The following is a 21,450-nucleotide window of genomic DNA, read 5'->3' as shown; positions in this document are numbered from 1 at the left end:
AAAAGAGCCTGCTTAAAAGCAGGCTCTTCATTATTTCTTAATAAATTAATTTTAGAAACTCTTCTTTTGTAATTCCACCGAGCAATTTTGGAATATCGATTCCTTCTATCGCTTCATCCAAAGCAGCGCGCTCGTATTTCACACCGGTAATCGCCGTTTCAAGTTCGGCTACATCACCCACACCAAAAAAGTCGCCAAAGATTTTCGCGTCTTCCACCAAACCTTTTTCAACTTGCAAGCGGACGTCGATGCCCCCGACAGGGAATCTGTGGGAATGCTTCACGTTGAACTTGGGTGACTTGCCGTAATTCCAATCCCAGTTTCCGTAGCGTTCGCGTGAAATTTCATGGATGCCTTCCCAATCCTTATCTGTCAGTTCCCAAAGTTTCACATTTTCTTCTCCTTCGAAAATGGAATGAAGAATTGCAGATCGGAATTCCATAACCGTCATCGGTTCTTCAAGAAACTCTGAAATATTAGCTACACGGCTGCGAATCGATTTGATGCCTTTCGATTCGATTTTCTCCTTGCTGACTTTAAGCGCCGAAACGACTTCGTCCATATTTGTATCAAACAACAGCGTTCCATGGCTGTACATCCTGCCTCTTGTAGAAAATTGGGCATTGCCGGAAATTTTACGGCCTTCTGCCATCAGATCATTGCGGCCTGACAATTCGGCATTGACGCCTAAATCATTCAGCGCTTTTACAACCGGCTCCGTGAATTTACGGAAATTACGGAAGCTTTCCCCATCATCAACGGTGATGAAACTGTAATTCAAGTTGCCAAGGTCATGATAGACCGCTCCACCGCCGGACAAGCGCCGCACGACATGGATGCCATGGGCATCTACATAGTCTGTGTTGATTTCTTCAGCGGTGTTCTGATTTTTTCCGATGATGATTGATGGTTCATTGATATAGAACAGCAGGAAAGGATCTTTTTCTACATCCATGTTTTTCAAAAGATATTCTTCAATAGCCAGATTGATGCGTGGATCGGTGATTCCCTTATTGTCTACGAAATACATAATCTCTCTCCTTTAGATTGTTTCCTTATTTCAGTCTAACGGATAATTGAAAATTATTCACGGTTTATAGTTGACTTACCTCAACTGTTATAATACACTAGTTTTAATTAACACAGTACTATAACAAAAGGAGCTGGGATGAATGATTGAAAACGTAGTTGAATTTTTCAAGAACCTGCCGCCGAAACAATGTGCAACTTGTGGAGAACAGATCGAGGAACAGCACGAATGCTATGGTACTAAATGCAACTCCTGCAATGAATGATTTGATGATCAAGCAATTTTTCTTATGGAATCCATAATTGAACAAGAAAAGGCAGGCGCCAAGGGCGCCTGCCTTTTCTTGTTGCTTCTATTGAAACTGTATCAATGACCATCATGGCCTTCCATCTTATCCATACCTTCTGCATCATCACTGTCATCCGGAACAATGGAATCGGGATCCGGGCTACCGACTGTAATCTCCTGTTTAGGCATTACATGAAGGCGCCGGGCTGTCGTATGCGCTTGCGCAAAATAAAGTCCCTCTTCTTCGAATACGGTTTCCGCTTCGTATACGCCGTCCCCGATATGTTCAGCCGGCAGCATTTCACTGTCACTCCGATGGCCGGACTCCCAGACTTCATAAACCACTTCATCAGCATCTTCCACGACTTCTTCGCCCTGCACCACAGTCACTGAAAGCGTCATTTTTTCTCCAGGTTCAGCAGTTTCCGGTGAATTAAAAGCAGTTTCAATCGGGTTTACATTCATGCCAGCTCCTGCTGTCTCATCTTCTTGACCACAGGCAGCCAACACCAATACAGCAGCTGGGATGGCCATCCAACTAAATTTTTTCATTTGTTTAATCCTCCAAGGTTTCATTCATTGAAAGTTTGCCGGAATCCCCCAGCTCACTCCAATTTAATCAGCCTAAAAAATGCACCGATTATTTTTCAGCCAATTTCTTCATGACGACATCAGCAAGTCCATCGATGAACAATGGCTGAACGTTCGGCATTTCCGGACGGCGGTATGCTGCACCGATTTCGTCACAGACAACTTTACATTCATAATCATTATCAAAAAGCACTTCCAGGTGATCCGCTACAAATCCTACTGGTGTATAAACAAACGAGTTATAGCCTTTCACATCATGCAACTCACGGGGCAGATCCTGAACATCAGGCCCAATCCACGGTTCAGGCGTTTGCCCGGCACTTTGCCAGCCGACTTCATAATTTTCAACGCCGGCAGCCTGCGCGATCATATCAGCTGTCTCTTTTAATTGATCCGGATACGGGTCGCCGTTTGCAATAATCTTTTCAGGCAATGAATGCGCTGAAACGATCAGGCATGATTTCGCCCGTTCTTCTTCTGACATTTCAGCAAATGCCGCGCTGACTTTTTCGCTCCAGTATTGAATGAATTTCGGTTCTGTATACCAGCTCTCAACTGAAGTCAGGCTGATGCCCGCTGCTTCAGCCGCTTCAGCTGCGCGTCCATTATAGGATTTAACTGAGAAAGTCGAGAAGTGTGGTGCCAGTACGATGGATACAGCTTCTGTTATGCCGTCTTTTCTCATCGCTTCGACGCCGTCTTCAACGAAAGGCTCGATGTGTTTTAATCCCAGGTACATTTTAAATTCGATTTCATCCTGAATTTCATTCAAGCGGTCGCACAATCCATTGGCCTGGTCTTCTGTAATTTTCGCCAATGGTGAAAGTCCACCGATTGCCTGGTAGCGGCTGCGCAAATCTTCCAGGCTCTCTTCGCTCGGCTTGCGGCCGCGGCGGATGTGGGTATAATACCTTTCAATGTCTTCTTCTTTGTAAGGCGTACCATACGCCATTATCAATAACCCCATTGTCTTTTTCATCATCAGTCACCTCTGAAATTTTATAGTCGATTAGTTTTTATAAAAGTTGAATTAAATAACTAGCATTTATAAACCGCTTCGGCGCTTTGGACAGCGCAAAGATTATGCTCCCGCGCACTGCTCGTCGCAAAGGTTGCGCTAGAGAAATCTCTAAAGATATGAAGCAAAACAGCGAAGACTCCCAGGGGAGCAGAAACACAGTTGGCTTTCCAACTGTGTTTCGAGCGAAGTGCTGAGATCCACTCGGGCGAAGAGTAACGAGCACGAGTTAGCTCAGTGCAAGCCCCCAGGAAAGCGAAGCTGTTTAGCGCAATATCGGTTATTATAGTTAATTTAGTTCAAATTATTTAGCTTTATAGGCCGCGCTGTATTCATGTACGAATGCTGTCAGGCGTTTTAATGTGTCCGGATTAACTTCAGGGAAGACGCCATGGCCAAGATTGAAGATATAGCCATCATCCTGCATCCCCATATCAAGGATCTTTTTCGTGCGCTCCTCAATCACAGGCCAATCAGCCAGCAGATAAGAAGGATCGAAATTCCCCATCAGGGATTTCGTCAATCCCATTGAACGGGCATCTGCAATCGGCAAACGCCAATCGAGTCCGACCACATCAACCGGCAATTCATGCCATTCTTTCGCCAGATGGCTTGCGCCGACGCCGAATATCGTCAATGGCACGCCCTCTGTCCGCAATTCGTTGAAGATACGGTCCATCACCGGTTTGATGAAAATACGGTAATCTTCCACATTCAGAGCTCCCACCCACGAATCAAATATCTGGATCGCTTTTGCTCCCGCTTTTACCTGTGCTTTTACATAAGGAATAATGGTATCTGCCAGTTTTTCCATCAACGCGAACCACATTTGCGGCTGCGACACCATCATCGCTTTTGTTTTATTATAGCTTTTTGATGGTCCGCCTTCGATCATATAGCTGGCAAGTGTGAACGGTGCGCCTGAAAAACCGATGAGCGGCACATTCAATTGTTCTTCAGTCAATAATTTGATCGTTTTTAATACATAATCAACATCCTGTTCAGGATTGATCTGGCCAAGACGGCTGATATCTTCCATTGTACGGATCGGATTGTCGATCACTGGACCAATTCCAGCCTTGATTTTTACATCAACACCAATTGCAGGAAGCGGTGTCACGATGTCTTTGTAAAGAATCGCTGCATCGACATTGTATTGGTCGACGGGCAATTTTGTGACATATGCACACAGCTCAGGCTGGTGTGTAATCTCTTCCAATGAATATTTTTCTTTGATCTTGCGGTATTCCGGCTGTGAACGGCCTGCCTGCCTCATAAACCAGACTGGCACGTGATCCGTTTTCTCTCCTCTGGCCGCCTTCAGGTAAGTATCGTTAAAATCCATTGCAAAAAACATCCCTTCAAAATATATCGTCCACTGCATATCGTTCTTATATCCGTATATACTATAGACTTTCTGTTTTCTATTGTATAGATTCTGTGGGCAAATGTCATAAATTAGACGCTTATGACTTCACCAGATCGACAAAGGGGGTTTGCTGTATTTTTTTTCAGGGAAAGTTATACTGAATATATACTTAGGAGGGATATTGATGAATTTATTCATGACAACAGGCACATACGAATATATGAGAAAAATGCGTGAAAAGCACCCTGAAGAAACGATGGTGGTGATGCAGGGTGAAAACACTACCTTGATCCTGCATGAAACGGAAGGCAAAAGTATTTTTCAAACACCACGCAGATATGAAGTAGTGGACGGCACTGGTGAATTCAAAGAGAAAGGCTTTTTTGTTTTCAATAATATTCCGGTGACCGATGAAGGTCGTCCGATTTTTGAACACCGCTTTAAAAATCGTGCCGGCGCAATTGAAAATGAACCCGGTTATGTCGCTTTCCGCGTTTTGCGTCCCCTCGATTCTGACACATATGTGGTATTGACCGAATGGGAATCTCCCGCTTTCTTTGAAAAATGGAAAGAATCACAGGCATTTTCAAAAGCGCATTCAAAATCGGAAGAAGCTCCGGCTTCAAAACCGGCCAATATTTTTGCGGGATCTTCCTATGTCACCACTTATTCCGCGAAACCTGAAGACGAGTGATTGATCGGCTCCGCGTAACGCGGGGCAAATACATACCAGAACAGGAGGAAATTTAATTGGTTTTTGTTTATTTCATCATCGCTGGCATCATCACAGTCTATGCTTCGATCAAAATGTCGGAGTACGCCGATGTCATCAGTGAAAAAACTGCGATGGGCGGCATGATGGTAGGTACCCTGCTATTGGCGGGTGCCACTTCCCTCCCTGAAGTTTCAACCAGTTTCTCTGCAGCTGCCATCGGCAATGCTGATATTGCCGTCGGAAATATGATCGGCTCAAACCTTTTCAACTTATTCATACTCGCTGCGTTCGACTTCCTATTGAGAAGGCGCCGTATCCTGGACCGGGCATCACGGAACAATATCTATACTTCCCTGCTTGGTATCCTGTTGACCATTTTGGTCATGATGGCGCTGTGGCTCCGGATTGAAACCCAAATTTTCGGTGTCGGCCTGGACGCTTTGATCATAGCTGTCACCTATATCGTCGGTATGTTTGCCATCAATAAATTGCCGTCGCTTGACCCTGTGGCAGAAGAGGCAGCAGAGGAAGAAGAAGAACCGAACAACCCAAGTGCCGGCCTTTCCCCGAAAGGAGCGATTGTCCGTTTTATCATCGCGGCAATTGTCATCCTGGGTGCGGGTACAGCTTTATCGATAACAGGTGATCAGATCGCAATTATTACAGGAATCGGCTCCAGCTTTATCGGCAGTTTCCTCATAGCCGCTGCCACTTCACTGCCGGAAGCAATTTCTGTATTCATTGCATTGCGCCTTAATAATGTCAATATGGCTGTTGGTGCAATTCTGGGATCCAATATATTCAACATGATCATCCTTGCTTTGTCAGACCCTGTTTACCGGGACGGCAACCTGATAGCTGCTGCTACACCAGGAGCAACTATGATCATCGCGACCGGCGTATTGATCATGTCATTCCTGGCATTGTATTCATTGATCAGAAGAAACAGCGCAACCGTCATGACTTACGCACTGCCTTCTCTCATTATTGTCATTGTTTACTTTGTCGCTTCCTATATGAACTTCACTTATTAAGTGAAGACCGGAAGATTTGGATGCTGATATCCAGCCAGCGAAAGAGGGCGAAATTCGCCCTCTTTTTTTGTAGCCTTTTTTTATGTTATTATTTACTGAATAATACATAATTTCAGAGGAGGGATTTTATTGGTGATTGAAAGACTATACGCTGAGCTGGATACCGCTTATCCGGAAATGGTGGACATCCGCCGCCATTTGCATATGCATCCGGAGGTTTCCTTCAATGAAACAAAAACCGCTCATTATATCCGGCATTATTATGAACAATTGGGAGTCGACGTTCGTCATAATGTCGGAGGCAATGGCGTCGTTGCTACGGTGCGAGGGGCGAAACCGGGAAAAACAATTGCGCTTCGGGCGGATTTCGATGCCTTGCCCATACAAGACCAAAAAGATGTGCCTTATAAATCCCAGACACCGGATGTCATGCATGCCTGCGGGCACGACGGCCACACCGCCACCCTTCTTGTATTGGGTAAAATTCTCCACAGTTTGCGCAACGAACTTGAAGGAACTTACGTCCTCATTCACCAGCATGCCGAAGAACTGGTTCCCGGCGGGGCGATGGCAATGATCAAAGATGGAGCGCTTGATGGCGTTGACCAGATCTTCGGCACCCATCTATGGTCTATGACGCCTTACGGGCAGATTGATTATCGCGTCGGACCAATCATAGCTGCTGCCGACAGTTTCACTTTAAAAATCCAAGGACGCGGCGGACACGGCGCCATGCCGCATAATACAAGAGACGCTATCGTTCTCGGCTCCCAAATCGTTATGAACCTTCAGCAATTAGTATCCCGTCGTGTCGACCCTCTGGAATCAGCTGTTCTGTCGGTTGGATCGTTTGTAGCAGAAAATCCCTTCAATATCATCGCTGACCAAGCTGTTCTCAAAGGAACGATTCGCACTTTCAATGAACAGACCAGAGATCTGATGGAAGCGGAGATGGAACGAATCATACAAGGTAGTTGCCTGGCCGCAGGCTGCACCTATGAGTTCACTTACAACCGAGGCTACTCACCTCTCGTGAATCACGAAAAGGAAACGATGTATTTAAAAGAAGTCGCTGAGCAGGTTCCAGGCGTCGAGAAATTGTATAACACGCCTCCATTGATGATCGGTGAAGATTTCGCCTATTATCTCGAAAAGGTTCCGGGCACCTTTTTCCTTACTGGTGCTATGCCAGAAGGCGAGGTCTATCCTCATCACCATCCTAAATTTGACTTCAAAGAAAAAGCGATGCTCCTTGCGGCTAAGACACTGGGCAGTGCCGCAATTCATGCCCATAAATAAAAAAATCCCGTTTCCATCTATAAAGATGGAAACGGGATTTTCTCTCTTTCTAAGCTTTCTTTTTATTCGACGCAAAAGTCAATGTGATTAATGAAATCGCAATAACCACCAAGAACACAATGCCGGCTGTAACAAATTGGCCCGCAATAATAAGAGCCAAAGCAGCCAGTAAAGCCTGAAGCAACTGCAGAATAACCACTAATTTCCTGACTGCGCGTTCCCGGGTGAATCGAGATAACGGGAAAAGATTATCCATCCGGAAATGCTGGGTATGATTCAACCCCTGCCATAGCTGAATAGTTGTCGCGAATGCCAATGCACCGGCAAAAATGGCCATGGCTATAGTGAATGGTATAAGCAATACACCAGCTATTGTCAATAATGTCAGCCGCACCCAGAGATAAAACAATTCATCGGAACGGATAAATGTGCGCCACACAAGATAATAATGGGCATCTTCCGGATTCTTTCCGATAAATCTATAGATCCAATTCAGCCAGCTGCGCTGTTTGATCTTCCCTTTTATCTGCGGTACATCCGTAAAATAATTCGCGAACTGATAGAAACGCAGCATCCGATTTTCTTCCAACCGGACAAAATGCTCATACGGAAATGGCAGCCCTGCCGCCCGGTTCTGAACCCATTTGCCATATAGGATCATGGCAAACAACAGCAAGGCAGCGACCAAAACCAGATTATCGACGTAAAAATATGTAAAGGCAAATGCCAATACAAACCGGCACAAGCGGTCCAGCCAGGATTTCTGACCTGCGAACGCCTTTCTGAAGGAGAATTCGGTCTGGACATTCCACCATTTGATGATCAGCAATAATATAGGAAATCCGATTAGATAAGATGTCTCCAATCCGTATAATGCGTTGACCATCGGCAAAGACACTATAAAGGCAATCACCGGCAAATATAGCTGGGACAAGAAGGACCATTTTATGGCTGGCTTAAGGAATTCATCCAATTTGCTCTCGAGCGGAAGAAAATAAACCATATCAGCTTCTTTCAGCAAAGTGGATGGCGGACTGTAAGCAAGCAGAACACCAAAAATGACCGCCAGCAGCAAAGCACCCGGGAAATTTTCCGGAACGTTCTGCACCCAGTCGCTGTAGGCGTAACCAGCTGCACCGATTGCAAAAAGCAGCACTACTGCGATATGTCCGGTGAAAATATATTTAAAATAATTCTGCACCTCTACTGTATAGCTGCCGAGACGCTTGGACCACACATCATGCAGGTTCTTCATTATTATCATCCTCGGTCATCGCGATATAGAGATCATCCAGTGTGGCTTCGGGCATTCCAAATTCTTTTCTCAGGTCAGCCATCGTTCCGATCGCCCGCACTTTTCCATTATGCAGCAGAATGATGCGGTCGCAATATTTCTCGGCAGTCGCAAGAATATGGGTCGACATCAAAACCGATGCCCCTTTTTTCTTTTGCGTTTCCATTTGATCAAGCAACGATTTTATGCCCAGCGGATCCAGTCCGACAAATGGTTCATCAATGATATAAAGCGCCGGGTTGACCAAAAAAGCGCTCATGATCATCACTTTTTGGCGCATCCCTTTCGAAAAATGGGAAGGAAACCATTTCAGCCTTTTTTCCATTCTGAATTCCTTCAATAATTCTGCAGAACGTTTTTCGAATACATCCCGGTCAAGGCCATAAGCCATTGCTGTCAATTCCAGATGTTCACGCAAAGTCAATTCTTCATATAAAACAGGTGTCTCCGGTATATAGGAGAATGAAGAACGGTACGCATCCATATCTTCCTGAAAACTCTTTCCGTTCAGACGGATTTCACCTGATTTCGCTTGCATGATTCCGATTATATGCTTGATGGTGGTACTTTTACCGGCGCCATTCAAACCGATCAGGCCGACAAGCTCACCTTTCCCGATTGAAAAACTGACGTCCTTCAACACCGGTTTTCGGGTATAGCCCCCTGTTAATGATTCAACTTCCAAAACTGCCAATCCAAACACCTCTTTCTTACTATAATAAGTTGAACTAATAATTCTTTGTAGTCGATATTCCGCAAAAAAGCTTCGCTTTCCTGGGGGCTTGCACTGAGCTAACTCGTGCTCGTTGCACTTCGCCCGAGTGGATCTCAGCACTTCGCTCGAAACGGAGTTGGAAAGCCAACTCCGTTTCTACTCCCCTGGGAGTCTCCGCTGTTTTGCTCCATATCTTTAGAGATGTTTCTCAGCAAAGGCGCGGCTTATTGCGGGAGGCAAGGTTCGCCATACGAAGATGGTGCAACCTTTGCGACGAGCAGTGCGCAGGAGCATAATCTTTGCATTGTCCAAAGCGCCGAAGCGGTATATATAGACTAAATCTTTTATTCAACTTTTATAGCCATTGTATCAAAATCTGCGGACAATTTCTTTTTCTTAAAATGAATTATGGTAGACTGAAGAAAATGGAAAGGATGTTGTATATGACGAATTGCATTTTCTGCAAAATCATTTCAGGTGACATTCCAAGTGTAAAAATTTATGAAGATGAAAACGTCTTCGCCTTTATGGACATCATGCCTTTATCAAAGGGACATACCCTTCTCATCCCGAAAACACATCGCGAATCAGTTTATGATCTTACACCCGAAGAAGCAGGCAGCCTTTTCTCAGTGGCACCTAAAATAGCAGCTGCCATCAAAGAGACTTTCAATCCAGAAGGCATGAACCTCCTCAACAATAACGGAGCTAAAGCCGGACAAAGCGTTTTCCATTTCCACCTCCACTTCATCCCCCGCTACGGCGAGTCGGATGGGTTCGGCGCCAAATGGATAACCAAGGAAAAAGAATTCACAGCAGAACGGATCCAGGAACTGGCTGAAGAAGTCAAAAATAAATTAGCCGCTGATGCTTGATTTAATGCAACAGAGAGTATAGAATCAGTAATAAGTTTTTCGCCTGCGGTCACGAGGACACGCCGGGAGGAGCTAAAATAGCCATGAGCTGAGGAGAGATGAGAAATGAATACGAAGAATCTTGTACTAATGGCGCTGTTGGTCAGCGTCGGGGCGGCATTATATGTGGTCATCCCAGGAATCAACGGTGGAATGAAACCGGACTTTATGCTGACTATGATGTTTGTCGGTATCCTTTTATTCCCTAATTTAAAATCGACATTTTTACTGGCAGTAACAACAGGCGTGATTTCAGGACTGTTTTCAACATTCCCTGGAGGATTTTTCCCTAATATCATCGATAAATTCATTACAGCATTTGTCTTTTTGGCATTTGTTTTCCTATTGAAGAGAGCTGCAACTAAATTGCCGGCCGCTGTTGCCTTAGTAGCAGGCGGAACAATACTTTCCGGCTCCATTTTTCTGTCAGCCGCAATTTTCTTGATCGGTGCAGAAATTCCATTCGCTCTTTTATTTACAACAGTCGTATTGCCTGCAATGGTATTCAACGGAATCGCATTCGGCCTGATTTATCCGATTGTCATCACTTTGGTGAAAAGATCCAAATTTGAAACAGCTGTCTCTCAGACAGTATAGTATTAGCTTTCCGGCATATTATTTGCCGGAAAGCTTTTTTTCTTTGAACAGCAATTCAGTTTTATGTTTTAATTAAGTTAAATAGAGGAAAAGACCTTTATAGGACGAAAGGGGCGCATCATTTATGAAAGCATCGAACTTTTTTATAGGACTTGCGACAGGGCTGGCCGCAGGGGCGGCAGCAACATTATTTTCAACACCTCAATCGGGTGAAGATCTTCGGACTTCTGTCAAAACCGCTTCTTCAGACTGGAAAGAAAAGTTGGCAGATGTCAAAGAACAGGTAAACCAATTGAAGGAATCGGTCAATCACCTGAAAATCGAAGCGAAAACCCAGATTCCACCTGCAATGGATGGATTGAAACAATCAATGGCTGAATGGCAGGAAGGCACAGCTCCAGCTAAAGAACATCTTCAGTTGGAAATAATGGCTATCCAAAATGCAATCGAAGAATTGCAGAAATCCATCAGCAAAGATAAAAAAGAAGATAAAGATGATGACAAAAAGTACGTTAAAAACGAAGAATTTAATGAAATCGAAACAGAAGATGATAAAAAAGTTTCACAATAACCCATTTTTCAGCTGAATAGGAACAAAAAAACTGCCATTTGGCAGTTTTTTTAATAAGTTTTTTTACTATTCGGACTTTTATTCACTTTACTTTATTGCTATAATGAAGAAAATCTCAAAATATGGGAAGAAGGTGCTTTTGTGGTCGAACGCGATTATACGATGAAAGAAGCGATGATGTTCAGCCAGCGTATCGGACAATTATCCAAAGCGTTATGGAAAGCAGTTGAAAAAGATTGGCAATTATGGATTAAACCGTATGACCTGAATATTAATGAGCATCATATTCTGTGGATAGCGTATCATTTGAAAGGTGCCTCGATTTCAGACGTGGCAAAATTCGGCGTCATGCATGTATCAACCGCCTTCAACTTTTCCAAAAAACTTGAAGAACGGGAACTTCTGGCTTTCTCAAAGCGTGATACCGATAAACGGAATACGTATATCGAATTGACCAGCCAAGGTGAAGATTTGATGCAGGAAATGATTGAACGCTATCACGACACACCTCATTCTGTGATTGATGGATCTTTGAAGCTGCGGGAGCTTTATGGAAAATTCCCAGAGTTTTTAGAGGTTATGGCTGTTATCAGAACCATTTATGGCGATGATTTCATGGAAATTTTCGAGGCCTCATTCAAAAATATCGAAAGCAAGTTCAATGAAGAAAACCATATTGTCGAAGCTGCCGAAAAATAATGAAAACGCTGTCAGGACAGAGTTTTTAAATAGGCTTGCATTTATCGAAAAATCGTTGTATTGTATGTATCGACTCATCTGAGAATACCTAATTGCGGGGGATACATTTTATGCACTGCTGGAAAACGATAAATGTTAAAAAAGAATATGGCTTTAACCGCCTTTTCACATTTGCAGTGTTGGCTGGGATGGGTGTATTCACGACGTTTTATGTCCTATTAAATTTCTTTTATACCACACCTTTATCCGATCGTTATTTTTTCTTTTTCTTCCTGGCGATATTAGCAATTTATCCGCTTCATAAAATGCTGCACTTTGTGCCGCTGATCGGCAGCCGAAAATGTTTGAAAATCATTTTACGTAAACAAATGGTCTTGTTACCCGGAATATCATTGCATGTAAAAGAGCCGGTGGCAAAAACAAGATTCCTGTTGGCACTGCTGACACCGTTTGTTCTTTTGAACACAGTGATCATTTTGCTTAGTGCCCTCTTCCCTGCCTATATCCATTATTTCGCGATTCTGCTTGCTTATCATTGCAGCCTTTGCCTGACAGACCTTATCTATATCCGTCACTTGCTCCGTACACCAAAGCATGCATTGATTGAAGAAACTGAGACTGGCTTTGAGATCCTGGTTCCACAGGCAATCGGTTAATCCTGTATTTTCTTTCCGAATTTGTTATACTTGAATCTAAGGCAGAGGGGAGGAAATCCATGATTATCGCGTTTATAGTTATGTTCTCAGTGTTTTACCTGTTCCAAATCAATAGAATGACTTTGGCATTGGTGACATCACGGGAAATTCCAGAAGAAAATCACGAGAAAATATTCCGTACGATTAATATATTGATTACAATTTTATTGGTCTCGCTTTATGTAGGTGTAGAATTTACTCCTTAAGTCTATTTGCCCTTTGGCAGGTAGATTTTTTTTATCCAAAAATAAATACGGATTATCCGGTTAAAGAAACTTTTTTAATTTTTAAACGTTTATGGTATAGTAACTACGGCAACAAGAATGTATGATAGGAGCGGAATTTATGAAAAAAACAGTATTAACTTTATCTTTAGCGGCTTCGGTATTGGCCCTGGCAGCCTGCAGCGACGACAATGCTGACAGCAAAGTCCTAGTGACATCAGAAGTCGGAGATGTCACTAAAGAGGAACTATATCAGGAAATGAAAACTTCAATCGGTGAGCAGGCGATCCAAATTTTGATGATTGAAAAAGTCCTGTCCGAAGAATATGAAGTAACTGACGAAGAAGTTCAGGCTGAAATCGAAAGTTCGAAAGAAGAATACGGCGAAAACTATAAAGCCTTCCTAGAGCAGAACAATCAAACTGAGGAAAGCTATGAAAAAGTGATCCGTTTGAATCTCTTACAGGAAAAAGCTCTGACTGACGGTGTTGAAGTGACTGACGAAGAGATTCAGGCACAATACGAGCGTCAGACAATGGAACTGAACGGACGCCATATTTTAGTTGCTGATGAAGAGACTGCTGCTACAGTCAAAGAGGAACTTGACGGCGGCGCGAACTTTGCTGAATTGGCACAGGAGTATTCGACTGATGGCTCAGCAGCAGAAGGCGGAGATTTAGGGTGGTTTGGAGTCGGCGCTATGGTGCCGGAATTTGAAGAAGCTGCCTATTCGTTGGAAGTTGATGAAATCAGTGAACCTGTACAATCCCAATTCGGATACCATATCATTCAAATCACTGACAAACGCGAAGTAGAAGGCGCTGAACCACTTGAAGGACAGGAAGAGGACATCCGCAGCGAGATCGCTATGCAAAAAGCCGATCAAGCCGCATTGCTTCCGAAAATTGCAGAATTGATGGAACAAGCTAATGTAGAAATCAAGGACGAAGAACTTGAAGGCGCATTGGACGAAATCATGAATGCAGGAGCACCTGCTGAAGAATAAGTTTTATACAGAAAACCCCCATTTCAAATTGAAATGGGGGTTTATTCTTGCTGATTTTCCTTGTATTATATTTTCGGTTTGTAGAATGAGCGGTTTTCCAATGGGAAAAGCCTTTCGGAGAATTCGCCGGGTTTTGTTTTTTCGAGTGCCCGGTCCAGCATCATCATTTTCGCGTCGATATTGTCGATATAATGAAGCATCTCCGCTTCTTTGATCATCGGACGTTTCGGACTTCCCCACTCTTCTTTGCCGTGGTGGGACAGAACCATGTGCTGGAGAAGCATTACTTCTTCCCCTTCAATTTCCAGCTCTTCGGCAGTTTTTGAAATCTCCGTCACCATGATTGAGATATGGCCCAATAGATTGCCTTCCACCGTATAAGTTGTAGCAATAGGTCCGGATAATTCGAATACTTTGCCGATATCATGCAGGATGATCCCTGCATAAAGCAGATCCTTATTTAAGGTCGGATAGATGCCGAGCAACGCTTTTCCTAAACGCAGCATCGAAACCACATGATCCGCCAAGCCTGACACATAATCATGGTGATTGCGTGTTGCTGCCGGAAAAGTCAATACACTTTGCTGGTGTTTTTTCAGGATATGGCGTGTAATCCGCTGAATCTGTGGGTTTTCCATTTCGAACAGGTATTGCATGATTTCTTCAAAAAGCTGTTCTGTGCTTTTTTCGGAAGCCGGCAGTAAATCGCCAATCGATTGGTTTTCTTCCGGTTTTGCCGGTCGGATACTCTTTATCCGCAACTGATTCTTTCCACGATAGTTATGGATTTCTCCCCCTACCCGCACAATCGTTTCAGCGGCAAAAAGTTTTTCGTGTTCATCTTTGGTATCCCATAATTTTGCTTCGATATCCCCGCTTTTATCCTGTAAAACCAGTGACATGAAAGGATTGCCCGTTGTGGTCACCCCTTTTACCGATTGCTTGATCAAAAGGAATTCATCTATTGTTTCGCCAACAGCCCGCTGGGTAATGCCTTTTTTCATAAATACACACTCCTTCCAGTGTTGGCCACATCGACTACCTGCGCTTCAGGCCAAGCCTGGCACATATCTTCGTGGCAAGTAAAATAAATGAACTGATGATCCGTCTGCAGCTCTTTTATCAAGTTTATCACTTGCTGAAGCCGCAGGCGATCAAAATGGACAAATGGATCATCCATGATAATCGGGAAAGGGTGGCTCTTCTGCATGGACACAGCCAGACTTAGGCGCAACGCCAGATATGCCTGTTCTTTCGTAGCCTGACTCAATTCCGCTATGCGAAAACGAATATTGTCTTTTCTGACTGCTTCAAAATGTCCATCCGGATGAATTTCCATCGCTATATAGGAATTTCCGGTCAAACGCCCAAAATACTCACAGGCTTTGGAAAGAACGGCTGGCAGCGATTTTTCTTTCAGCTCAGCCATTGTACTGCGAATAGCCTCAGTAATCGCTTTGTCCACTGACCACCGAAAAGCAAGCTTGTTGAATTCCGCTTTTTTCTCTTCATATTTCTGCAATTTCAATTCATAATCCTGATCCGTCAGCAAGTGGTTCACTTTTTGCTGAAGCTCAGCTCTTTCATTCAGAATCTGATTGCGTTCCTTTCTTATTTCAGTAAGCTCCCGTTCCAGTTCATTCATGTGTTCTTTTAATGAATTACCTGTCTCACCTTCCTCAGGTTCGGCCGCTCCAATCGCCCGCCATTGGCTGCTGACGAGTCCAAATTCCTGCTCCAGCTCTTTCTTATGCAGCCACTCAAGATGAAACTGATGAAACTGTTCCATATTTGCGGCTCCACTCTCCTTAAGAAGCTCGTCTCTTTCCTTCTCAAGCTCCTGCAAATAACCTGCTTGCCTCTCAACGTCTTCTTTCAAAGCTTCCCTTTTTTCACTGTGCCTCTGGTTTCTGTCATTCACTTCATTGAATTTTTTTGACTCTGCCCGGAGAACAGTATACATCTCTCCTGGTTGAACGTTTTTGCCTGTTGCGGCAGCTGCTGCTCTTATCCAATCCGCCTTCTCGATTTCTGCCTTCTTTAAAAACTCTTCAATTCTTTGCAGCTTACTGTGAAGCTCTTGCACTTTCCTGACTGTTTGAAAGAGCTCGATGACAATAGAAGAACTCGCAGAAGATGTAATTCCGATATTTTCGATAAAAGCAGTGAATTCCTTTTTAGCAGGCTGTACATCCATGTTTGTGGTAAGTTCCTCGATTTTCTGATCAGCCTTTGAGATTATACGCAAAGTTTCTTCAACTTTTCGGTCATGCTCCGCTATTCTATGCTGCAGCGATTCCATTTCGGCTTCTTTGCCACTGAAACGCTTAATGACTTCTTCAAGATCCTCATCCATTGAAACTGGTTTTTGACGGGTTTTCATAAACAGCCATACTCCGGCTGCAAGTGCCGCAAAAGCGATAATCGCAACCAGGATATTATCGCTCAAAAAGCCGGCCAGAACCCCGGCTGCGCCAATTGCAGCGAGTATCAAGGGGAAGAGCTGATTCGCCGGTTCCGCGCCAAGCCTTTTCATGGCTTTCGCTTCTGCCAGCTTAAGCGAATTTTCAGGCCATTTTGCCGCTGTCTCCACCTGTTCCGGAGTCGGAGCAATGCTTTCAAGATAAGACATCTCTTTTTCAGCTTCAATCAATTTCTGTTTTTCCTCTTGAAGATCCCGTTCACGGAATCGGCTGTTTTCTTCTTCCCTATCCGCTTCCACCGCTAAATTCCGTAGTTTTTCTTCATTTATCAAGGAAGTGTCGAATGTCAGCGCCTCATTTAAAGCCATGCCGGCCAAGCCAAGCTGCCGGCCAAGTTCATCATTCAACTTTTCAGCTTCTTCTTCCATATTCCTATATTGTGATAAAAATCTCAGCCACTGCGATTCCTTTTCAAGCATTTCTGCCAGTGCATCACCGCTTGTTCCAGCAGTTTCAATTTCAGGTAATGCTGCTAATTCTTTTTCAGCTTGCTTCATTTTTGCTGAGGCATCGGATATCCTTTCAGACAAACGGTCCATGCGTCTGCTGCCATCCGCTGGAAAAAAGTCGATCGACAACGACGCCAACTGCTCTTCCAGCTGTCTTTTACGTTCTGCTATCGGAGCCGCCTGCTGGCGTTTGGTGATAATGGACAGCAATTCTGAAATGGAATTTTCTCGCTCCATCAGTCCCTTCAGGCTGCTGTCCAACCCATCCATCAGTTCCACAAAAGGGCCGTATAGATCCGCCTGCCCGCGGTGTTCCTTCAATTCCCGCTCATCGTTCCGGAGCTGCTCGATCAATAGGTTCATCCGGGGATTGCGGCCCCCTTTCTTGAACAGCTCGCCCATATCCTTTTCAAGTTCCGATTCCATCTTTGTAATAGAATCGACTCCTGTTGTACCTGACGCGAGCAGTGTACGGCTCAATTGCTCTTCTGTCATTTTATCCAGCCCCTGCAGTTCATGGATGGAAAATGAAAAAATCGCATCGAATGAAGCCCGGTCATAATCACGTAAAATCTTTTTCAATTCGGTTTCTGCCCCCCGGGAACCATCTTCGAAATAGATCGTTACATCTCCAGCCGCTTTGCCTTTTACGCGTTCAACTATCACTTTTCCATACTGTGAATCATTCAAATAGAGCTGCCCACCATATTTCCCTCCCGCTTTTGGTTCATAACGGCTTTCCGCCTGGTTGCGAGATGGAAATCCGAAAAGAATCTGAATGATGAATTGTTGGATCGTGGTTTTGCCTGCTTCATTATTGCCATAGAAGACAGCTAACTCCTCATTGACATCCAATGCAAGATTTTCGTGCTTGCCGAATCCGTAGATCATCAATTTCTCGATTTTCATTTCTTCATTCACCCGCTCTCATGGCTTTATGGATTTTGGGTATGGCTTCGTTTGCAATTTCTTTTATCAGTTCATCCGTTAAGGGATCCAGGTATCTGCTTGCTTTTGGATGCTGATAAAGATCTTTCAGCACCCATTTCCAGTCGCTTTGCTGCCATTCACTCATTGTTGTGGAGATTTTCTCACCGATAGCGGAAACACGGGTTTCACCCCAATCTTCACCAACAACGATACCAGTGATCCAGGCATCAGCTGTACTGGATTCAAGTGATTCCTGAATTGCCTCCAATAATGCTTCTTCCGGAATCCCTTCTAAAAGTTCACCTGCATATTCATCTACATCTTTCAGGTGAAGTACAGCCATAACAGCATTATTCTCATTTATGTATCTTTCAGCAACTGCTGTACAGGCATCAATCAATTCATTCATGTGCATCATTTCCTTACAGGACACTTCGAGCGTTTCGAAACAGACAGCGGATGTCCGGATAAACTGCAGGCTGGTCTCTCCATTACTCATAAACACATCATAGAATCCTTTTGGACCGATTTCTTTCCGATGCCTTCCCTGTATATTTCCCGGATAGACGATGCAGGGATCCGAATGGAGAATTTGGCGAAGATGGATATGGCCGAGCGCCCAATAATCATAATTTTTGCTGAGCAGCTGTTCTTTTCTGAATGGCGCATATACCGCATGGCTGGAATCCCCGTCCATACTGCCGTGCAGCATGCCGATATGATAGGTAGACGTTTCATCAGCTTGTGGAAACTCAAGGATTCTCGCTTCTTTTACATGACGCTCCCCATAACTGAAACCCGTGACGGTCACCTTATTCCCGGAAATTGTTAAACTGTGGCTGCTGACTTCGTCATTAAATACATGCACATTAGCGGGCAAATCAAAACGCTTCCAACCGCCCCCAAGATGATCATGGTTGCCGTGGCTGATGACCACAGGGATTCCCGCTTCGTTTAATCGTTCCATTCCTTTTTGGAATTTATATTGCGCGCGAAGCGTCCGGTCTTCTCCATCATAAATATCACCGGCAATCAGCATGAAATCGGGCTTTTCTTTCAATGTGTAATCTATCAGCGTATCAAAGGCCACATAAACACTATCTGCCAATCTTTTCCGCTGCGCTGAAGCAAGACCTGAGACGCCGGTGAACGGACTGCCCAAATGCAAATCTGCTGTGTGTATAAAACGGACTTGTGCCATACTTTCCCCTCTTTTCCAAAAGCGAATATTTGTTCTAATTTTACCATGCCCACCTTATAAAAAAAACTGTTTGCGGAAATCTATCCGCAAACAGCTTCATGCTTCAATTCCTTATTTTTTATTGCCCAGACGAATCGCTTTACCTATATCCTTCAAGGACTGTGAGGAACCATACATCAATACGCCTCCCCGATAAACGCGGGCACCGAACCAGCCAAGCACCCCGATGGTCAGGAGCATGATGGCGATGGACAGCAACGGTTCCCAAAGGGGTATATCCAGCATACCTACGCGCAGGAACATGACAAGCGGCGCAAAGAATGGGATGAATGAGGAGATGGTGACATAACTTGCTTCCGGCATGCCGATCCCTGAAAATGCGATGAATGATGAAATGATGATCAGGAACATCATCGGCAGCATCAATTGCTGCACATCTTCGGTCCTGCTGACAAGCGAGCCGAGCAAAGCTGCAAGAACGGCATAAAGGAAATAGCCCAGCAGGAAAAACAGGACAGCAAACAGGAACGTGCTAATCTTGATATCAGAGAATCCCATGACGCTGAAAAATCCTTCCGCCATATCAGAACCGGAAGTTTGGAAAGCAAAATAGCCGGCGATTCCAAATATCAGCATCTGCACAATTCCAAGAGTTCCGATTCCGGCAATTTTCGCAAACATATGCTTGACCGGCGACACACTGGAAATCAGTATTTCCATCACACGTGAAGATTTTTCGTTCGCCACTTCCATAGCGATCATATTCGGATAGTAAATGACTGCAACATAAATGAGCAGGATCAAAACATAGACGAGCCCTCTGGCCTGGCTCAGCTCTTCTTCTGTTTTCGAACTGTCGGAAACCGCTTCCCTCTCAAATTGAGCCGGCATGAACAGTTCCCCCACTTCAGCACCGGTTAGGCCAAGTCTTTCGGCTGTCTGGGCTGTCTGAATCGCCTGGACAGCGTTTTCAACATCAGAACCCGCTCCGATTTCATTTGCCGATTCAGAGATGTAACGGGCTGTTAAGGTATCGCCTTCTTCAATTACCAGGTACGATTCGATTGTGCCTTCGGTGATGCCTTGCCGCAATTCCTCTTCTGACATTTCAGTCGGCATCGCTTGGATATCACTGTCAGTCTGTTCGAACTGTGCCTGCAATTGGGGAACCAGCTCACTGCTTTCATCGATTACGTGCAGAACCTGGCCATCTTCATCGCCCCCAAAGGATTCGATGATATCCGGCAGATTTGCCAGAAGGAAAAAAGCGGCTGCCACGATAATGGTCGTTATGATGAACGATTTAGTCCGTGCTTTTGTCATAAAAGCCTGTTTAAAAATGATCCAAAAACTATGCATATGCTTTGCCCACCTTTGCAATAAAGATCTCTTCTAGCGAAGGCTCTTCAATGGAGAAATGGCGCAGCTGCCCCAGCTTCATCGCTTCCGCGAGTATCAGATCCGCGGTGGATTCGTCTGTTACCTGGAGGATTGCACCATCGATGGTGCCTGTATATTTTTCAACGCCAGGCAATTGGCTGAGTGCTGTTAATTCCTTATCCATTTTAAGGCGTATATTGTGTTTGCCGAAATTCCGCTTCACTTCTCTGATAGACCCGCCGACCACGACTTTTCCGTGGTCAAGAATGCTCATATCGTCACACAATTCTTCGACGTGATCCATCCGGTGACTCGAAAACACAATGGTTGCTCCTTGTTTTTGAACATCCAATATAGCGCTTTTCAGCATTCCGACATTCACAGGGTCAAGTCCGGAGAATGGTTCATCCAAAATGATCAACGAGGGTTTATGTACCAATGAAGCGATCAATTGGATCTTTTGCTGATTGCCTTTTGACAGCTCTTCCACTTTTTTGCCCGCGTAATGAGGAACTTCAAAACGTTCAAGCCAAGCGGCTGTCTCCTTTTTTGCATCCACTTTTGACATTTTGCGCAGCTGTGCCAGATAGATCAATTGATCTTCCACTTTCATTTTTGGATAGAGTCCCCTTTCTTCCGGCAAATAACCGATAAAAGGGCTTGAATCATAAGTGATCGGTTTACCATTCCAGGTGACTTGGCCGTGAGTCGGATCCAATAATCCCAGTATCATTCGGAAAGTAGTCGTCTTGCCTGCGCCGTTAGCCCCCAGAAAGCCATGCATCTGGCCTTCTTCGACACTTAATGACAAATTGTCGACTGCAGTGAAGTCACCGAACTTTTTTGTTGCTTGTTCAACAGACAATGCCATTTTAAATCCTCCTTTTAATATGTATAGTATCTATACGGCAATTGTCCGGAAATGTTTCAAATAATTGCACGACATTT

Annotated in this window: 22 protein-coding genes; 11 read left to right on the top strand and 11 right to left on the bottom strand. The window is 44.4% G+C overall.

Going from position 1 to position 21,450, the window contains the following annotated elements; genetic code table 11:
* Positions 1 to 37: 37 nt before the first annotated feature.
* Positions 38 to 1,030, bottom strand: coding sequence for a lipoate--protein ligase (lplA, locus tag CXF70_RS14525; RefSeq protein WP_101803269.1), 993 nt, complete (start codon positions 1,028 to 1,030; stop codon positions 38 to 40).
* Between the two features lie 142 nt (positions 1,031 to 1,172).
* Here lplA and yhfH point away from each other — a divergent pair, with 142 nt between their 5' ends.
* Positions 1,173 to 1,295 (top strand): protein YhfH, encoded by a 123-nt coding sequence (gene yhfH / locus CXF70_RS14520; protein WP_101803268.1) that lies wholly within the window; start codon positions 1,173 to 1,175, stop codon positions 1,293 to 1,295.
* Between the two features lie 101 nt (positions 1,296 to 1,396).
* Here the strand turns inward: yhfH and CXF70_RS14515 are convergent, their stop codons facing one another.
* The 3 genes from CXF70_RS14515 to hemE all read right to left on the bottom strand — a co-directional run bounded on the left by CXF70_RS14515 (position 1,397) and on the right by hemE (position 4,272).
* Complete coding sequence (locus CXF70_RS14515) at positions 1,397 to 1,870, bottom strand: FixH family protein (RefSeq protein WP_101803267.1); 474 nt, start codon at positions 1,868 to 1,870, stop codon at positions 1,397 to 1,399.
* 88 nt (positions 1,871 to 1,958) lie between these two features.
* Positions 1,959 to 2,891, bottom strand: coding sequence for a ferrochelatase (gene hemH, locus CXF70_RS14510; protein ID WP_101803266.1), 933 nt, complete (start codon positions 2,889 to 2,891; stop codon positions 1,959 to 1,961).
* Positions 2,892 to 3,231: 340 nt separating this feature from the next.
* Entirely contained in the window at positions 3,232 to 4,272 is a 1,041-nt protein-coding gene (gene hemE / locus CXF70_RS14505) for a uroporphyrinogen decarboxylase (protein ID WP_101803265.1), read from the bottom strand.
* Positions 4,273 to 4,480: 208 nt separating this feature from the next.
* Between hemE and CXF70_RS14500 the strand changes: the two genes are divergently transcribed.
* The 3 genes from CXF70_RS14500 (at position 4,481) to CXF70_RS14490 (ending at position 7,344) form a co-directional block, all read left to right on the top strand.
* Positions 4,481 to 4,990 carry an antibiotic biosynthesis monooxygenase family protein gene (locus CXF70_RS14500; protein ID WP_101803264.1) on the top strand — a complete coding sequence of 170 codons (510 nt, stop codon included), beginning with the start codon at positions 4,481 to 4,483 and terminating at the stop codon, positions 4,988 to 4,990.
* 56 nt (positions 4,991 to 5,046) lie between these two features.
* Positions 5,047 to 6,045 carry a sodium:calcium antiporter gene (locus CXF70_RS14495; protein ID WP_084242573.1) on the top strand — a complete coding sequence of 333 codons (999 nt, stop codon included), beginning with the start codon at positions 5,047 to 5,049 and terminating at the stop codon, positions 6,043 to 6,045.
* A gap of 132 nt (positions 6,046 to 6,177) precedes the next feature.
* Positions 6,178 to 7,344, top strand: coding sequence for a M20 metallopeptidase family protein (locus CXF70_RS14490; RefSeq protein ID WP_101803343.1), 1,167 nt, complete (start codon positions 6,178 to 6,180; stop codon positions 7,342 to 7,344).
* Between the two features lie 49 nt (positions 7,345 to 7,393).
* Here the strand turns inward: CXF70_RS14490 and CXF70_RS14485 are convergent, their stop codons facing one another.
* Together CXF70_RS14485 and CXF70_RS14480 are read right to left on the bottom strand one after the other, a co-directional pair.
* Entirely contained in the window at positions 7,394 to 8,599 is a 1,206-nt protein-coding gene (locus CXF70_RS14485) for an ABC transporter permease (RefSeq protein WP_101803263.1), read from the bottom strand.
* Positions 8,583 to 9,332 carry an ABC transporter ATP-binding protein gene (locus CXF70_RS14480; protein ID WP_101803262.1) on the bottom strand — a complete coding sequence of 250 codons (750 nt, stop codon included), beginning with the start codon at positions 9,330 to 9,332 and terminating at the stop codon, positions 8,583 to 8,585. The genes CXF70_RS14485 and CXF70_RS14480 overlap by 17 nt, the downstream gene beginning before the upstream one ends.
* A 464-nt stretch (positions 9,333 to 9,796) precedes the next feature.
* Between CXF70_RS14480 and CXF70_RS14475 the strand changes: the two genes are divergently transcribed.
* The 7 genes from CXF70_RS14475 to CXF70_RS14445 all read left to right on the top strand — a co-directional run bounded on the left by CXF70_RS14475 (position 9,797) and on the right by CXF70_RS14445 (position 14,059).
* Positions 9,797 to 10,228, top strand: coding sequence for an HIT family protein (locus CXF70_RS14475; RefSeq protein ID WP_101803261.1), 432 nt, complete (start codon positions 9,797 to 9,799; stop codon positions 10,226 to 10,228).
* Positions 10,229 to 10,333: 105 nt separating this feature from the next.
* Complete coding sequence (locus CXF70_RS14470; protein ID WP_101803260.1) at positions 10,334 to 10,864, top strand: tryptophan transporter; 531 nt, start codon at positions 10,334 to 10,336, stop codon at positions 10,862 to 10,864.
* Positions 10,865 to 10,988: 124 nt separating this feature from the next.
* Positions 10,989 to 11,435, top strand: a complete 447-nt coding sequence (locus CXF70_RS14465) for a YtxH domain-containing protein (protein ID WP_101803259.1) — start codon at positions 10,989 to 10,991, stop codon at positions 11,433 to 11,435.
* Positions 11,436 to 11,576: 141 nt separating this feature from the next.
* Positions 11,577 to 12,134 carry an HTH-type transcriptional regulator Hpr gene (locus CXF70_RS14460; RefSeq protein ID WP_084242579.1) on the top strand — a complete coding sequence of 186 codons (558 nt, stop codon included), beginning with the start codon at positions 11,577 to 11,579 and terminating at the stop codon, positions 12,132 to 12,134.
* Between the two features lie 110 nt (positions 12,135 to 12,244).
* Positions 12,245 to 12,790 (top strand): DUF3267 domain-containing protein, encoded by a 546-nt coding sequence (locus CXF70_RS14455; RefSeq protein ID WP_084242580.1) that lies wholly within the window; start codon positions 12,245 to 12,247, stop codon positions 12,788 to 12,790.
* Between the two features lie 59 nt (positions 12,791 to 12,849).
* Positions 12,850 to 13,035 carry a hypothetical protein gene (locus CXF70_RS18480; RefSeq protein WP_084242581.1) on the top strand — a complete coding sequence of 62 codons (186 nt, stop codon included), beginning with the start codon at positions 12,850 to 12,852 and terminating at the stop codon, positions 13,033 to 13,035.
* A 139-nt stretch (positions 13,036 to 13,174) separates the two neighbouring features.
* A complete protein-coding gene (locus CXF70_RS14445; protein ID WP_101803258.1) occupies positions 13,175 to 14,059 on the top strand; it encodes a peptidylprolyl isomerase in 885 nt (294 codons plus the stop codon).
* Positions 14,060 to 14,124: 65 nt separating this feature from the next.
* Here the strand turns inward: CXF70_RS14445 and yhaM are convergent, their stop codons facing one another.
* The 5 genes from yhaM to CXF70_RS14420 all read right to left on the bottom strand — a co-directional run bounded on the left by yhaM (position 14,125) and on the right by CXF70_RS14420 (position 21,373).
* Positions 14,125 to 15,063: a 3'-5' exoribonuclease YhaM gene (yhaM, locus tag CXF70_RS14440; RefSeq protein WP_084242583.1), complete on the bottom strand. Its 939-nt coding sequence runs from the start codon at positions 15,061 to 15,063 to the stop codon at positions 14,125 to 14,127.
* On the bottom strand, positions 15,060 to 17,900 hold the full coding sequence (locus CXF70_RS14435; protein ID WP_145990740.1) for an ATP-binding protein: 2,841 nt from the start codon (positions 17,898 to 17,900) through the stop codon (positions 15,060 to 15,062). The genes yhaM and CXF70_RS14435 overlap by 4 nt, the downstream gene beginning before the upstream one ends.
* A 4-nt stretch (positions 17,901 to 17,904) precedes the next feature.
* Complete coding sequence (locus CXF70_RS14430) at positions 17,905 to 19,122, bottom strand: metallophosphoesterase family protein (protein ID WP_101803256.1); 1,218 nt, start codon at positions 19,120 to 19,122, stop codon at positions 17,905 to 17,907.
* Between the two features lie 111 nt (positions 19,123 to 19,233).
* The gene (locus CXF70_RS14425; RefSeq protein ID WP_101803255.1) at positions 19,234 to 20,481 is read right to left on the bottom strand and encodes an ABC transporter permease; all 1,248 of its coding nucleotides are present in this window, start codon (positions 20,479 to 20,481) and stop codon (positions 19,234 to 19,236) included.
* Positions 20,474 to 21,373 carry an ABC transporter ATP-binding protein gene (locus CXF70_RS14420; RefSeq protein ID WP_084242587.1) on the bottom strand — a complete coding sequence of 300 codons (900 nt, stop codon included), beginning with the start codon at positions 21,371 to 21,373 and terminating at the stop codon, positions 20,474 to 20,476. The genes CXF70_RS14425 and CXF70_RS14420 overlap by 8 nt, the downstream gene beginning before the upstream one ends.
* Between the last annotated feature and the right edge of the window lie 77 nt (positions 21,374 to 21,450).

Origin of the sequence: Planomicrobium sp. MB-3u-38, assembly GCF_002836425.1 — a bacterium.
Lineage (GTDB): Bacteria > Bacillota > Bacilli > Bacillales_A > Planococcaceae > Planococcus > Planococcus okeanokoites.
This window is presented reverse-complemented; position numbering and strand designations above follow the sequence as displayed.

Coding starts and splice junctions, on each gene's coding strand:
- CXF70_RS14435 (WP_145990740.1), bottom strand. CDS start 17,900: ATGAAAATCGAGAAATTGATGATCTACGGATTCGGCAAGCACGAAAAT.
- CXF70_RS14420 (WP_084242587.1), bottom strand. CDS start 21,373: ATGGCATTGTCTGTTGAACAAGCAACAAAAAAGTTCGGTGACTTCACT.
- CXF70_RS14445 (WP_101803258.1), top strand. CDS start 13,175: ATGAAAAAAACAGTATTAACTTTATCTTTAGCGGCTTCGGTATTGGCC.
- CXF70_RS14430 (WP_101803256.1), bottom strand. CDS start 19,122: ATGGCACAAGTCCGTTTTATACACACAGCAGATTTGCATTTGGGCAGT.
- CXF70_RS14475 (WP_101803261.1), top strand. CDS start 9,797: ATGACGAATTGCATTTTCTGCAAAATCATTTCAGGTGACATTCCAAGT.
- CXF70_RS14455 (WP_084242580.1), top strand. CDS start 12,245: ATGCACTGCTGGAAAACGATAAATGTTAAAAAAGAATATGGCTTTAAC.
- yhaM (WP_084242583.1), bottom strand. CDS start 15,063: ATGAAAAAAGGCATTACCCAGCGGGCTGTTGGCGAAACAATAGATGAA.
- CXF70_RS14485 (WP_101803263.1), bottom strand. CDS start 8,599: ATGAAGAACCTGCATGATGTGTGGTCCAAGCGTCTCGGCAGCTATACA.
- CXF70_RS14425 (WP_101803255.1), bottom strand. CDS start 20,481: ATGCATAGTTTTTGGATCATTTTTAAACAGGCTTTTATGACAAAAGCA.
- hemH (WP_101803266.1), bottom strand. CDS start 2,891: ATGATGAAAAAGACAATGGGGTTATTGATAATGGCGTATGGTACGCCT.
- CXF70_RS14515 (WP_101803267.1), bottom strand. CDS start 1,870: ATGAAAAAATTTAGTTGGATGGCCATCCCAGCTGCTGTATTGGTGTTG.
- CXF70_RS14470 (WP_101803260.1), top strand. CDS start 10,334: ATGAATACGAAGAATCTTGTACTAATGGCGCTGTTGGTCAGCGTCGGG.
- yhfH (WP_101803268.1), top strand. CDS start 1,173: ATGATTGAAAACGTAGTTGAATTTTTCAAGAACCTGCCGCCGAAACAA.
- CXF70_RS14465 (WP_101803259.1), top strand. CDS start 10,989: ATGAAAGCATCGAACTTTTTTATAGGACTTGCGACAGGGCTGGCCGCA.
- lplA (WP_101803269.1), bottom strand. CDS start 1,030: ATGTATTTCGTAGACAATAAGGGAATCACCGATCCACGCATCAATCTG.
- CXF70_RS14500 (WP_101803264.1), top strand. CDS start 4,481: ATGAATTTATTCATGACAACAGGCACATACGAATATATGAGAAAAATG.
- hemE (WP_101803265.1), bottom strand. CDS start 4,272: ATGGATTTTAACGATACTTACCTGAAGGCGGCCAGAGGAGAGAAAACG.
- CXF70_RS18480 (WP_084242581.1), top strand. CDS start 12,850: ATGATTATCGCGTTTATAGTTATGTTCTCAGTGTTTTACCTGTTCCAA.